Source organism: Maribacter aquimaris (assembly GCF_014596745.1).
GTDB lineage: Bacteria > Bacteroidota > Bacteroidia > Flavobacteriales > Flavobacteriaceae > Maribacter_A > Maribacter_A aquimaris.
The window spans coordinates 45,345-58,010 of record NZ_JABTCF010000007.1 but is presented as its reverse complement, the minus strand read 5'-3'; the positions used below and the strand labels follow the sequence as shown (position 1 = coordinate 58,010).

Genomic DNA, 12,666 nt, shown 5'->3' with positions numbered 1-12,666 from the left:
GTATAAAAAAAACCAGTAATATAAACAGTATGAGCAAGAACACTGAAATGGATAGTATCGCTTTTGATTTACCCAAGAACCAAAGCAATGTAATTAAGGTCATTGGCGTTGGCGGTGGAGGTAGCAATGCCATTAACCACATGTTCCAGGCAGGGATAAACGGAGTGGATTTCGTCATCTGCAATACCGATTCCCAAGCTTTGGACAATAGTCCGGTTCCCAACAAAATACAATTAGGGGTATCCTTGACCGAAGGGTTGGGTGCGGGTGCAAATCCCGAAGTTGGTGAACAGGCTGCCATAGAAAGCATGGAGGATATTAAAGCCATGTTGGATACGACCACTAAAATGATATTCATAACTGCTGGTATGGGCGGGGGAACAGGTACTGGTGCTGCCCCTGTTATTGCCAAGCAAGCTAAGGAAATGGATGTTCTTACTGTGGGTATCGTAACCATGCCTTTTCTATTTGAAGGAAAGATGCGCTGTGATCAAGCCCAGAAGGGTATTGAGAAATTACGTGCCAATGTTGACTCGCTCATCGTCATCAATAATAACAAATTAAGGGAAGTATACGGAAATTTAGGTTTTAAGGCTGGTTTCTCAAAAGCAGATGAAGTATTGGCAACCGCCGCAAGGGGTATAGCCGAGGTCATCACCCACCATTATACACAAAATATCGATTTACGTGATGCCAAAACCGTGCTTTCAAATAGTGGTACGGCAATTATGGGTTCTGCCATGGCTTCAGGTTCTTCAAGGGCCAATGAGGCTATAATGAAGGCTCTGGATTCGCCTTTATTGAATGATAATAAAATTTCCGGGGCAAAGAATGTTTTACTGTTGATCGTTTCTGGGGCACAGGAGATTACTATAGATGAAATTGGTGAGATCAATGATCACATTCAAGGTGAAGCCGGTCATGGTGCGAACATCATCATGGGTGTTGGTGAGGATGATTCCTTAGGGGAAGCCATCGCGGTTACTGTTATTGCCACGGGTTTTAATATCGATCAACAAGATGATATTGTAAATACGGAATCAAAAAAAATCATCCATACGTTGGAAGATGAACAAAAGGCAGTACAGAATCTGACACCTCAGAACATTGTTCACCAATTGGTCGAGGATCAAGAGGAGGAAGTTGTCCAACCGAAAGCTAAATTCGAATTTGAGGAAGGTGATGGTTTGGATTTGATTCCAACTACGAATTATATCAGGAATTTCAATGTTTTCTATGAGGAAGTCGTTGCGAAAAATGTTTCGGAGGATGATTTTGTCATCTTTGAGGCCAAGGATACGATCAATGACATTGAAGTAGTGGAGCCTGAAGTTGTTTCAACCAAAAAGGAAGAAGATCAGTTTGCCATTAGTTTTGATATGCCCTTGAACGATACAAAGAATGAAGAGGAAAACGCCAATGTCATTACCTTTAATTTGGATGATGAAGTAAAGGACATGGATGTTAATGGTCATGTAGAGGTTATTCCTGTTTTAGAATACAGTAAGGAAGGTGAGACTCGTTATAGTCTTGATGACTATATGGAGTTGGAAAATCAATTGACAGGTGCCAAATCAAAGGCAGAGGAGTTCGAGCCTAAAATTATCGAGGATGAGTTGGTCTTTCAAAAGAGAACCATAAAAACCGCTCCACAGCAGGTTGAGGAAACAGATCCTATGGATAGTCCAATTGAGGAATTGTTAAAGCAACGTGCCGATGAGCGCAGAAGAAAATTAAAGGATTTCAACTACAAATTCCAAAACAATCTGAGTAATATCGATGAGATTGAAAAGGAGCCTGCTTACAAGCGTCAAGGTGTTAGTTTAAATGATAAACCCATTCAGAATAAAGTTTCAAGAACAACTTTGAGCGAGGATAGCAATGAAGACATCCAATTGCGTTCCAATAACTCATTTTTGCACGATAACGTGGATTAACCACATGTTGAACAGCCTGCTTTAAACCCGAAACTTCTCCAATTTTCGGGTTTATTTTTTTATCTTCGTAGGCTCAAAATGTATACGTTATGAGTTTACAAAAACAGGTAATGGAAAAGATGAAAACTGCAATGAAAGCTAAGGATACTGTAGCCTTGGAATCGTTGCGGGCGATAAAATCCGCTTTGCTTTTGGCGCAGACCAGTGGGGCAAGTGGTGAATTATCTGAAGCCGATGAAACCAAATTGGTCCAAAAGTTGGTAAAACAAAGAAAGGATAGTGCGGCTATTTATACCGAACAGGGTAGGGAGGACCTTGCTGCCCCGGAATTGGAACAAGCGGCTGTTATAGAACAATTTTTACCCGAACAATTGACCGAAGAGGAAATTGAGAAAGTGGTGGTGCAGACCATTGATGCCGTTGGGGCAGAAGGTATGAAGGATATGGGTAAGGTAATGGGGATGGTGTCAAAGGAATTGGCCGGACAAGCAGATGGAAAAACCATTTCCACTATTGTAAAAAATAAACTATCTTAGCGCGCTCTTAACCGAGTGTTGAATAATTAATGGCTCCGTGGCGCAACTGAATAGCGCATCAGATTTCGGCTCTGAGGGTTGGGGGTTTGAATCCCTCCGGGGTCACTAATAAGTCGAAAAGCAAGCAATTTTATATTGCTTGCTTTTTTGATTTTGGGTCTTTGTAATATTATAAAATTTGGGGTTTTAAAGAGAAGGTCCCGGTCAATTCCTTTAAGCGGTATCCCTGCTTTATTTTTTACCCAATATCGAATTCATGATCATCGGTGCGTGTATTCTTGAATTTTCGATAAACCACTTATGGGTTTCCATGCCGCCGCAAATAACACCCGCGAGATAAAGACCTTTTACATTGGTTTCCATAGTCTCTTTATCGTATTGTGGTAATTTTTTTTCATCATTCGAAAGTTGAACACCTAATTTTTCAAGAAAGTCAAAATTAGGCTGGTAACCCGTCAGGGCTAGGACAAAATCGTTTTCCAATTCAATAGTGCCTTCTGGTGTGTCCACCAATATCCTATCAGGATGGATTTCTTTAATGTTCGAGTTGAAATAAGCCTTGATGCTACCCTCTTCGATCCTATTGATAATATCGGGCCGGACCCAATATTTAACGCGTTGACCAACCTCGGGCTCGCGAATGATCAAGGTGACTTCCGCTCCTTTTCGATAGCACTCCAAAGCGGCATCCACAGCGGAATTACTTGCGCCTATGACCGCCAATTTTTGACTGGCATAGAAATGGGGGTCTTTGTAATAATGGGAGACCTTGTCCAGATCCTCCCCAGGAATGTCAAGTAAATTGGGAATGTCATAGAATCCTGTGGCAATAATGGTGTACGATGCGCTATACGATTGTTTATTGGTTTTGATCTCAAATCCGGAAGCTACTTTTTTGACATTTTCAACCGTTTCAAAAAGGTTTATTCTTAAGGCATTATTGGTAACGATCCTTCGGTAGTATTCCAGGGCTTCGTTTCTCTTGGGTTTGGCCTCGTTGCTTATAAACGGAATATTATCGATCTCCAATAAATCGGAGGAGGAAAAGAATTGCATATTAACGGGATAGTTGAAAAGGGAATTGACAATAGGTCCCTTTTCTATGATCACATAACTAAGTCCGTTTTTCTGTGCTTCCAATCCGCATGCGATGCCAATAGGGCCACCTCCTACGATTACAATATCAAAATAATCCATTAGCCTACAATTTCCTTTAGTTCGTGTATCGTCTGTGTTGGGTTGTCACTTTTAAAAACAAAACTACCAGCGACCAAAACATCGGCTCCGGCATTAACCAAGGCCTTGGCGTTTTTAGAGGTGACCCCTCCATCGATCTCGATGAGGGTCTTTGCCCTTTTGCCATGGATCATAGCTTTGAGCGTTCTGGTTTTTTCGTAAGTGTTCTCAATGAATGATTGTCCGCCAAAACCGGGGTTCACACTCATGATACAGACGAGGTCAATATCTTTGATCGTATCTTCCAAGAGGCTGATGTTCGTATGTGGGTTTATGGCAACTCCGGCCATCATCCCTTCAGCCTTTATGGCCTGAATGGTGCGGTGAAGGTGGTTACAGGCCTCGTAATGCACCGTTAATACACTTGCTCCCAGATGGGCAAAGGTCTTTATGTATCTATCGGGATCAACAATCATCAAATGCACGTCCAATGGTTTTGTGGCATGCTTTTGAATGGCTTTCAATACGGGCATTCCGTATGAAATATTCGGAACGAAAACACCGTCCATAATATCAATATGGTGCCAATCGGCTTCGCTATTGTTCACCATCTCAACATCCCGTTGCAAGTTGCCAAAATCAGCAGCGAGGAGGGAAGGCGCTATTTTAATGTTATTTATCATGCTATTCCTGGAATTTTATGTAAAAGTAATGATTTGCTATCGTTTTTAATGTCTTGGATTTCTTCAAAAACCAGGTTTGAATATTTTTCAAAAAACAGTTATCAAAAGTATTGGAGAAGTATTTATTGGAGCCAATTTTGATAAAATCGAAATCTTAAAGATGTTTTAAACCCTCGTATACGGCAATACTTACGGCATTGGCCAAATTTAGGCTTCGAATATGCGGACTGTAGAGTGGTATTTTGTAGAGTTTGTCGGGATTGCGTTGGGTAATGGTCTCTGGTAGTCCCACCGATTCCTTGCCAAATACAAGAAACATATCATTTTCAAAGTCGATTGACCAATGGTCCTTTTTTCCATGGCTCGAAAAGTACACTAGATTCTTATCCTCATGTTTTGCGTAAAAATCCGCTAAGTTTTCATAGATGAATAGGGAGATATGGGGCCAATAATCCAGGCCGGCACGTTTTAGGCGCTTATCGTTTATTTCAAAGCCAAAGGGCTTTACGAGATGTAGGTTGGAGCCGGAAGCCAGGGCAAGACGACCAATATTGCCTGTGTTGTTAGGGATTTCCGGTTCAATGAGGACGATGTTCAAAGGCATTTATTGTCGAATTGAATGTAAATAAAATTGTTCCACTTTTTCACGGGCCCAAGGTGTTTTTCTCAAAAAACGCAATGATGAATTAATGGAAGGATTGTTTTTGAAGCAGTTGATGTTGATCTGATTGGCCAATTCTTCCCAAGTATATTTTTGGGTAAGATACTCCAAAATGTCCGCTAGTTTTACGCCGTGTAACGGGTTATTGGGTTGTGTGTTCTCCATAGTATCAAAACTTGTGACAAATGTAGTTGTTTGTTCTGCATTATAAAACCAAACAGGCAACAGGTCTTTGTAAGCCTGTTGCCTGTTTGTAGCTTAACATGGATATGTGTTATTTTTTAAGTATCCTGTCCATGACGGTGTCCTTATCCAGTTTTTTGGTACAGAAGAACCAATCCTTACAATCGATGTCCCCGTCGTCCATCCTATCTTTTGCCGTTCCACAGGAACCAGCAGGGCCAATGATTACGTCATCTCCGGGATACCAGTCTGCAGGAGTGGCAATATCGAATTCATCGGCAGCCTGAAGGGCGATGATTACCCTGTAAAGTTCATCAAAATTCCTTCCCAAACTCAATGGGTAATAGATGATGGTTCTGATAATTCCTTTGGGGTCAATAAAAAATACGGCCCGTACGGCTTTGGTGGAATCTTCATTGGGTTGTATCATGCCGTATTTTTTTGGCAACTTCCATGGTAATGTCCTCGATCAAGGGGAAGTTTACTTCGACATTCTTCATGCCTTTATATTCTATTTTTTCCTTAATGGTTCTTAACCATGCGATGTGGCTATAGAGGCCATCGATTGAAAGGCCTACCAGTTTACAGTTTGCTTTGTTGAATTTTTCCTCCATAGTAGCGAATGTCATAAACTCTGACGTGCATACGGGAGTGAAGTCGGCAGGGTGGCTGAATAAAATGACCCAACTGTCTTTATAATCTGTGGGAAAGTTAATGTCTCCTTGTGTGGTTACAGCTTTGAATGCTGGGGCGGGATCGCCAATTCTTGGCATACTGATTGCCTGTTCCAATTGTTCTTCCATGGTTTTGTTTTTATTTTATAGATAACTTGATTTTGTTCTCTACAAGATACTTTGGAAGGAGGGTGGATATAAGCCACAATTGTTACATATACAGTATTTTATAAATTCATTAACAATGAAATATAGGGTGTGGATACCGGTAGGATAAGTTCGTTTGGAACCAATCCCTAAAGTTGTTTGAGCATTGGAAATAGAAAGAATAAAAGATCCCGCAGTTCGTGTGCTGTTTATTTTTTACATCGCCTCAAATGCATAGCATTTATGAATACCGTTAAAAAACTACAGACATGCCGATGAATAAAAAACGACCAGGGTCGAAAAACTAAGGTATGGTATACCTTGGTTTAGAGGAGCCAGCCCCAGCTAGGCTACGTTGTTGGGACCCATATTTAGAAAGCAAGTAAATAAACCCCCTGGCCACACCGTTCAGGCCGATTTCACTTGGGGGAAATGCGCTATGGACGGCTTCCTCCGTCCAATGTGGAAACCACTTGAATAAAATGAAAAAATAATTTGAATATAAGTTTTACCCGTATTCCCAATAATAAAGACGAACGATTAAAAAAACAATAATTAAGGATGAGCCGCATTTAGGACTCAGTACAGGGATGTGATAAATTCCTTATAGATTGACAAAATCTTTGTATAAACACAACAATTGCCGTTGATCTTTCTTTTGACAACCCTAGGGTTGGTTTTTGAAAAGGTATAAAATGAAAAACTCCGGTAATCAGCCGGAGTTTATTCATCAATCAAAAAACGAACAGTCATGATAAACTGTTGTTATCTATAAAATTACAATATATATGCCAAATTTCCAATTTAAGGAGAATTTAACGTTATTGATATTGCAATTAACCTATCCTAGATAGGTCTTCAAAATTTTACTTCTTGAAGTGTGTTTTAGGCGTCGAATCGCTTTTTCCTTGATTTGACGAACCCGTTCCCTTGTAAGGTCGAATGTTTCACCGATTTCCTCCAAGGTCATCGAATGTTGTCCGGCCAAACCAAAGTATAGACGAATAACATCGGCTTCCCTAGGTGTCAAGGTTTCCAAAGCGCGTTCAATTTCAGTACGCAATGATTCATGCAATAATTCCCTATCTGGATTGGGGGATTCACCACTTCGAAGTACATCGTATAGGTTAGAGTCCTCACCGGCAATCAAGGGAGCATCCATAGATACGTGACGGCCTGAGTTTTTCAAGGATTGTTTTACATCCTCAACGGTCATGTCCAATTCCTTGGCGATTTCCTCGGCAGAAGGCATTCTTTCATGCGCTTGCTCTAAAAAGGCAAAGGTTTTGTTGATCTTATTGATCGATCCAATCTTGTTCAAGGGCAAACGAACGATACGTGATTGTTCGGCCAATGCTTGTAATATGGATTGACGAATCCACCATACGGCGTATGAGATAAATTTAAATCCACGGGTTTCGTCGAATCGCTGTGCTGCTTTAATCAATCCCAAGTTTCCTTCATTGATCAAATCAGGTAGAGTAAGTCCCTGGTTTTGGTACTGTTTGGCGACTGATACTACGAATCGAAGATTGGCCTTTGTAAGTTTTTCAAGAGCGATCTGGTCGCCTGCCTTGATTCGTTGTGCCAATTCTACTTCTTCATCTGCGGTAATCAAATCCACTTTGCCAATTTCTTGCAAGTACTTGTCCAAAGATGCGGTTTCCCTATTGGTAACCTGTTTTGTAATCTTAAGCTGTCTCATCTACTATATTTAAGTTCACTTTGCATAGACTGCATATATTTATACGTAGAAAAGGATCAAATGTTACAAACGGGGTTAATTATTTTTCGACTATCCATAAAAAAAGCCCTGACGATGCTGTCAGGGCTTGAATATTTAATCAAAAAGGGTGTTTTTCAACTAATCCCTTCTTGGTTTGCGATCACGGTTATCTCTTCCGCCTCCACGTCGATCATCCCTTCCACGTCCACGATCTTTATCGTTTCTTGGTGGTCTTTCGACATAACCTTCTGGTTTTGGTAAAAGAGCCTTTCTAGAAACCTTGTCTTTACGGGTCCTTGGATCAACACCTAAGTATTTCACGTCAAATACATCGCCCATGTTAACGACATCGCTAACATTTTCGGTGCGTTCCCAAGCCAATTCGGATACATGCAATAATACTTCATTTCCTGGAGCTTCGGCATATTCTACCACAGCGCCAAAATCCAACATCTTGATGACCTTGACTTCATAAACACTTCCTACTTGAGGTTTGAACATCAACGAATCGATTTTTGCCAATACGGCATCGATACCATTTTGGTCTGTACCTAAGATTTCAACAATACCTTCCTCAGTTACGGGATCTTCATTGATAACAATGGTAGTTCCTGTTTCTTTTTGAAGTTCTTGGATAACTTTGCCTCCTGGGCCAATTAGTGCACCAATAAATTCATTAGGAATCGTACGGGTAACCATTTTCGGTGAATGTGGTTTCACATCAGCAGCCGGAGCAGGAATCGTATCAGTCAACTTCTTAAGAATGTGTAGACGACCTTCCCTAGCTTGTTGCAATGCATTCACTAAGATTTCGTATGACAATCCTTTTACTTTAATATCCATTTGACAGGCAGTAATACCATCTGCAGTACCGGTTACTTTAAAGTCCATATCACCCAAGTGATCTTCATCACCTAAGATATCTGAAAGTACGGCATATTCCCCTGTTTCGCTATTGGAAATCAATCCCATTGCAATACCGGAAACGGGTTTTTTCATTTGTACACCTGCATCCATCAAAGCCATGGTGCCTGCGCAAACCGTTGCCATTGAGGAGGAACCATTGGATTCCAATACTTCAGAAACTACTCTGACCGTATAAGGACAATCCGCAGGAATCATTCCTTTCAAGGCACGTTGTGCCAAGTTACCGTGACCGACTTCCCTACGTGACGTTCCACGAATAGGTCGTGCTTCCCCAGTACAAAAAGGAGGGAAGTTATAGTGTAAATAGAAATTCTCTTCACCTTCGTAAGAAGGCATGTCAATTTTATTAGCATCTCTAGAGGTACCTAGGGTAACAGTAGCCAACGCTTGGGTTTCACCACGGGTGAAAATTGAAGAACCATGCGTAGAAGGTAGGTAATCAACTTCACACCAAATAGGTCTGATCTCGTTGGTTTTCCTTCCGTCCAAACGTAAACCTTCCTTAAGGGTAAGGTCACGTACGGCGGCTTTTTCCGCTTTATTGTAATATTTGGAGATCAAATCCCCAAATTCCGCTATATCCTCTTCAGAAAAGGATGCTTTGATTTCTTCTTTGATCTCTGCAAATGAAGCACTTCTTTCGTGCTTGGATGAACCGGCCTTGGCAATTGCGTAAACCTTATCATAAGCTAGATCATGAATTTTTTTGGCTAATTCCTCATCTTCCCTTTCCGCTTCATATTCGCGAACTTCCTTTTTACCGAAAGCTTCGGCCAAACGTAATTGGGCGGCACATTGTGCCTTAATGGCTTCATGTGCGAATTTGATGGCATCGGCCATTTCTTCTTCTGAGATTTCGTCCATCTCACCTTCAACCATCATTACGGAATCAGCTGAGGCACCAATCATCATATCAATGTCGGACTCCTGTAATTGCGCTCTTGTTGGGTTAATGACAAACTCTCCGTTGATACGGCCAACCCTTGCTTCTGAAATGGCACATTCAAAAGGGAAATCGGATAATTGAATGGCGGCAGATGCGGCCAAACCAGCCATGGCATCAGGCATAACCTCTTCATCATTCGACATTAATTGAATCATCACCTGGGTTTCAGAATGATAATCCTTAGGGAATAGTGGTCGCAATACACGATCTACCAGTCTCATGGTCAATACTTCACCATCACTAGGTCTTGCTTCTCTTTTGAAGAATCCACCAGGGTAACGACCAGCGGCGGCAAATTTTTCTCGATAATCTACTGTTAAGGGTAAGAAATCAACATCAGATTGTTTGTAATTGGAAACGACTGTACATAATAACATACATTTTCCTGACTGAACAACAACAGAACCGTGGGCCTGTTTTGCCAATTTTCCGGTTTCGATGGAAATTTCCCTACCGTCACCAAGGTCAATGACCTCTTTAAATACTTTTGGAATCATAAATACGATTTAAAACCTGATTTTTTCAGGTTTGTTAAACAATGGTCTATCCGCCATTCTTACTGGTCGGATGTTGTTGTGTTGTTGTGTGTTGACCAATGAAAAACTGAGTGCAGCTTTTTGAATTTGTCCTTTTTTGAATCCTGGACTTAGGAGTGTATAAAAAAGGGGAAGCCTAGCTTCCCCTTTTAAGTTCTATTTTCTAATACCTAATTCTTTGATAAGCTCACGATATTTTACAATATCTTTCTTTTTCAAGTAATCCAGTAGACTTCTTCTTTTACCTACCAGTCTTACCAATGAACGTTCGGTGTTATAATCTTTGTGGTTTCTTTTAAGGTGACCGGTCAAATGATTGATACGATGTGTGAATAAAGCAACTTGACCTTCCGTAGAACCTGTGTTCTCTTCTTTACCGCCGTGTTTTTTGAATATCTCGGCCTTAATCTCTTTTGTTAGATACATTCCAATATTATTTTAAATGATTTTTATGTATATGATTGATTTTCAATCAGGGCGCAAAGATACTAATAATTTTGGTTTCAAGACGCATAGTGTTTTTTATTTGCGAACCGGATTATTCTGGATCAAATCAATATAAAGGTTTATTTTTTTCTTTAAATCCCTTCTATGTGTTATGAAATCCAAAAATCCATGTTCCTGGACAAATTCCGCAGTTTGGAAATCTTCGGGCAGATCTTTGCCCGTTGCTTCTTTTACTACACGAGGTCCTGCAAATCCAATCAATGCACCAGGTTCGGAAATGTTTATATCGCCCAACATCGCATAGGATGCCGTAGTGCCTCCCGTTGTAGGGTCTGTACACAATGAGATATAAGGTAAATTGGCCTCAGCCAACTGCGCTATTTTTGCAGAAGTCTTGGCCATTTGCATTAAAGATAAAGCAGCTTCCATCATTCGGGCTCCCCCAGATTTTGAAATCATGACAAAAGGCACTTTCTTTTTAATGGCATAATCTATACCTCTTGATATTTTCTCACCTACAACGCTACCCATCGAACCCCCGATAAAATTAAAATCCATACAGCAGATGACGACATCCTTTCCCAAGGATTTGCCAAAGCCCGTGCGTACGGCATCTTTAAGTCCGGTTTTCTTTTGTGCAGCCTTTAATCGATCCGTATACTTTTTTGTATCGGTGAATTTAAGGGGGTCTTTTGAGTGCAACTTGGCATCCAATTCGGTAAACTTGTTGTCGTCAAAAAGAATCTCGAAATATTCTTTGCTGCCAATTCGAACATGATAATCATCTTCAGGGCTAACATAGAAATTTTTGGCCAATTCCTCGGATTCAACGATCTTACCTGTTGGGGACTTGTACCACAAGCCCTTTGGGGTGTCTTTTTTTTCCTCAGTGGCTGTTTGTATTCCTTTTTCCTTTCTTTTGAACCACAACGACATATCTTCCATATTGGGTTTAACTACTTTTATAAAGTATTTACATTGTTAAGGTCTTCAAATGCTTTTTTCAAACGGTCGATAAAGGTCTTTTCCCCTGCGCGTAACCATACCCTTGGGTCGTAATATTTTTTGTTGGGCTCATCTTGGCCATTAGGATTGCCAATCTGTGATTGTAGAAAATCCTTGTTGTCCTGAACATAATCCCTAACACCGGCTAAGAAGGCATATTGTAAATCGGTATCGATATTCATCTTAATAACACCGTAACCAATGGCTTCCCTAATTTCCTCTACTGTAGACCCAGAACCTCCGTGGAATACAAAGTCGATATGATTGTCTTCGACACCATATTTTTTAGTGATGTACTCTTGGGAATTCTTAAGGATTTTCGGGGTTAATTTTACGTTGCCAGGCTTGTATACACCATGTACGTTACCAAAAGCAGCTGCAATGGTAAATCTAGGACTTACTTTTGAAAGCTCTTCGTAAGCGTATGCTACTTCTTCTGGTTGGGTGTATAATTTGGAATCATCAACATCGGAATTGTCAACACCATCTTCCTCACCACCTGTAATACCCAATTCTATTTCCAAGGTCATGCCCATCTTGCTCATTCGCTCAAGATATCCTTTGCACAATTCGATATTCTCCTCGATTGGCTCTTCGGAAAGGTCGATCATATGGGAGCTGAACAATGGTTTACCAGTTTCTGCGAAGTGTTTTTCACTGGCATCCAACATACCATCGATCCAAGGCAATAATTTTTTTGCACAGTGGTCTGTATGAAGAATAACAGTTGCCCCGTAGGCTTCTGCCATTTGATGTACGTGCTTGGCTCCGGCAACGGCACCAAGAACTGCAGCGCGTTGATTTTCGTTGGACAACCCTTTACCGGCGTTGAATTGAGCACCGCCATTTGAAAATTGTAAGATTACGGGAGAGTTTAAGGTAGCAGCGGTTTCAAGAACACCATTGATGGTGTCAGAACCAATAACGTTTACTCCTGGAAGAGCAAATCCTTTATCCTTTGCATATTTGAAAATCTCCTGAACTTGATCCCCAGTGGCTACACCAGGTTTAATATTATGGCCCATAATTGTTTGGCTTTAAATTTATTAAAAAAGTGAAGCACAAAAGTAAGAAATAATTAA

13 protein-coding genes and 1 tRNA gene are annotated in these 12,666 nt (G+C 40.8%); 3 read left to right on the top strand and 11 right to left on the bottom strand.

The genetic code is table 11. The features are described from left to right. Positions 1-29: 29 nt before the first annotated feature. The 3 genes from ftsZ (at position 30) to HPE56_RS11985 (ending at position 2,578) form a co-directional block, all read left to right on the top strand. On the top strand, positions 30-1,937 hold the full coding sequence (gene ftsZ / locus HPE56_RS11995; protein WP_188244002.1) for a cell division protein FtsZ: 1,908 nt from the start codon (positions 30-32) through the stop codon (positions 1,935-1,937). A gap of 89 nt (positions 1,938-2,026) precedes the next feature. Continuing rightward, on the top strand, positions 2,027-2,473 hold the full coding sequence (locus HPE56_RS11990) for a GatB/YqeY domain-containing protein (protein ID WP_188244001.1): 447 nt from the start codon (positions 2,027-2,029) through the stop codon (positions 2,471-2,473). A gap of 31 nt (positions 2,474-2,504) precedes the next feature. Beyond that, a tRNA-Arg gene (locus HPE56_RS11985) sits at positions 2,505-2,578 on the top strand. A 126-nt stretch (positions 2,579-2,704) separates the two neighbouring features. On the opposite strand, the gene HPE56_RS11980 is transcribed toward HPE56_RS11985, so the two are convergent. From HPE56_RS11980 to fbaA, 11 genes are all read right to left on the bottom strand, one after another. Further along, positions 2,705-3,670, bottom strand: a complete 966-nt coding sequence (locus HPE56_RS11980; RefSeq protein ID WP_188244000.1) for a YpdA family putative bacillithiol disulfide reductase — start codon at positions 3,668-3,670, stop codon at positions 2,705-2,707. Further along, positions 3,670-4,329: a ribulose-phosphate 3-epimerase gene (gene rpe, locus HPE56_RS11975; RefSeq protein WP_188244131.1), complete on the bottom strand. Its 660-nt coding sequence runs from the start codon at positions 4,327-4,329 to the stop codon at positions 3,670-3,672. Before rpe ends, HPE56_RS11980 begins: the two co-directional genes overlap by 1 nt. A 157-nt stretch (positions 4,330-4,486) precedes the next feature. Beyond that, positions 4,487-4,936 carry a tRNA (cytidine(34)-2'-O)-methyltransferase gene (locus tag HPE56_RS11970; protein ID WP_188243999.1) on the bottom strand — a complete coding sequence of 150 codons (450 nt, stop codon included), beginning with the start codon at positions 4,934-4,936 and terminating at the stop codon, positions 4,487-4,489. After that, complete coding sequence (locus tag HPE56_RS11965) at positions 4,937-5,158, bottom strand: VF530 family protein (protein WP_188243998.1); 222 nt, start codon at positions 5,156-5,158, stop codon at positions 4,937-4,939. Positions 5,159-5,267: 109 nt separating this feature from the next. After that, positions 5,268-5,606, bottom strand: a complete 339-nt coding sequence (locus HPE56_RS20305) for a hypothetical protein (protein WP_223170288.1) — start codon at positions 5,604-5,606, stop codon at positions 5,268-5,270. Further along, positions 5,590-5,979 (bottom strand): redoxin domain-containing protein, encoded by a 390-nt coding sequence (locus HPE56_RS20300; RefSeq protein WP_223170287.1) that lies wholly within the window; start codon positions 5,977-5,979, stop codon positions 5,590-5,592. The genes HPE56_RS20305 and HPE56_RS20300 overlap by 17 nt, the downstream gene beginning before the upstream one ends. Positions 5,980-6,838: 859 nt before the next feature. Continuing rightward, on the bottom strand, positions 6,839-7,702 hold the full coding sequence (locus HPE56_RS11955) for a sigma-70 family RNA polymerase sigma factor (protein ID WP_013304569.1): 864 nt from the start codon (positions 7,700-7,702) through the stop codon (positions 6,839-6,841). 159 nt (positions 7,703-7,861) lie between these two features. Then, the gene (locus HPE56_RS11950; RefSeq protein ID WP_188243997.1) at positions 7,862-10,093 is read right to left on the bottom strand and encodes a polyribonucleotide nucleotidyltransferase; all 2,232 of its coding nucleotides are present in this window, start codon (positions 10,091-10,093) and stop codon (positions 7,862-7,864) included. A 195-nt stretch (positions 10,094-10,288) separates the two neighbouring features. Beyond that, positions 10,289-10,558, bottom strand: a complete 270-nt coding sequence (rpsO, locus tag HPE56_RS11945) for a 30S ribosomal protein S15 (protein WP_188243996.1) — start codon at positions 10,556-10,558, stop codon at positions 10,289-10,291. A 96-nt stretch (positions 10,559-10,654) separates the two neighbouring features. Continuing rightward, on the bottom strand, positions 10,655-11,515 hold the full coding sequence (accD, locus tag HPE56_RS11940; RefSeq protein WP_188244130.1) for an acetyl-CoA carboxylase, carboxyltransferase subunit beta: 861 nt from the start codon (positions 11,513-11,515) through the stop codon (positions 10,655-10,657). Between the two features lie 26 nt (positions 11,516-11,541). Then, entirely contained in the window at positions 11,542-12,609 is a 1,068-nt protein-coding gene (fbaA, locus tag HPE56_RS11935; RefSeq protein ID WP_188243995.1) for a class II fructose-bisphosphate aldolase, read from the bottom strand. Positions 12,610-12,666: the final 57 nt, after the last annotated feature.

Bases quoted from the DNA above. Each gene is read 5' to 3' on its own strand.
- accD (WP_188244130.1), bottom strand. From the start codon at position 11,515: ATGTCGTTGTGGTTCAAAAGAAAGGAAAAAGGAATACAAACAGCCACT.
- HPE56_RS11990 (WP_188244001.1), top strand. From the start codon at position 2,027: ATGAGTTTACAAAAACAGGTAATGGAAAAGATGAAAACTGCAATGAAA.
- HPE56_RS11980 (WP_188244000.1), bottom strand. From the start codon at position 3,670: ATGGATTATTTTGATATTGTAATCGTAGGAGGTGGCCCTATTGGCATC.
- rpsO (WP_188243996.1), bottom strand. From the start codon at position 10,558: ATGTATCTAACAAAAGAGATTAAGGCCGAGATATTCAAAAAACACGGC.
- HPE56_RS20305 (WP_223170288.1), bottom strand. From the start codon at position 5,606: ATGATACAACCCAATGAAGATTCCACCAAAGCCGTACGGGCCGTATTT.
- HPE56_RS11950 (WP_188243997.1), bottom strand. From the start codon at position 10,093: ATGATTCCAAAAGTATTTAAAGAGGTCATTGACCTTGGTGACGGTAGG.
- ftsZ (WP_188244002.1), top strand. From the start codon at position 30: ATGAGCAAGAACACTGAAATGGATAGTATCGCTTTTGATTTACCCAAG.
- HPE56_RS11955 (WP_013304569.1), bottom strand. From the start codon at position 7,702: ATGAGACAGCTTAAGATTACAAAACAGGTTACCAATAGGGAAACCGCA.
- HPE56_RS11965 (WP_188243998.1), bottom strand. From the start codon at position 5,158: ATGGAGAACACACAACCCAATAACCCGTTACACGGCGTAAAACTAGCG.
- fbaA (WP_188243995.1), bottom strand. From the start codon at position 12,609: ATGGGCCATAATATTAAACCTGGTGTAGCCACTGGGGATCAAGTTCAG.
- HPE56_RS20300 (WP_223170287.1), bottom strand. From the start codon at position 5,979: ATGGAAGAACAATTGGAACAGGCAATCAGTATGCCAAGAATTGGCGAT.
- HPE56_RS11970 (WP_188243999.1), bottom strand. From the start codon at position 4,936: ATGCCTTTGAACATCGTCCTCATTGAACCGGAAATCCCTAACAACACA.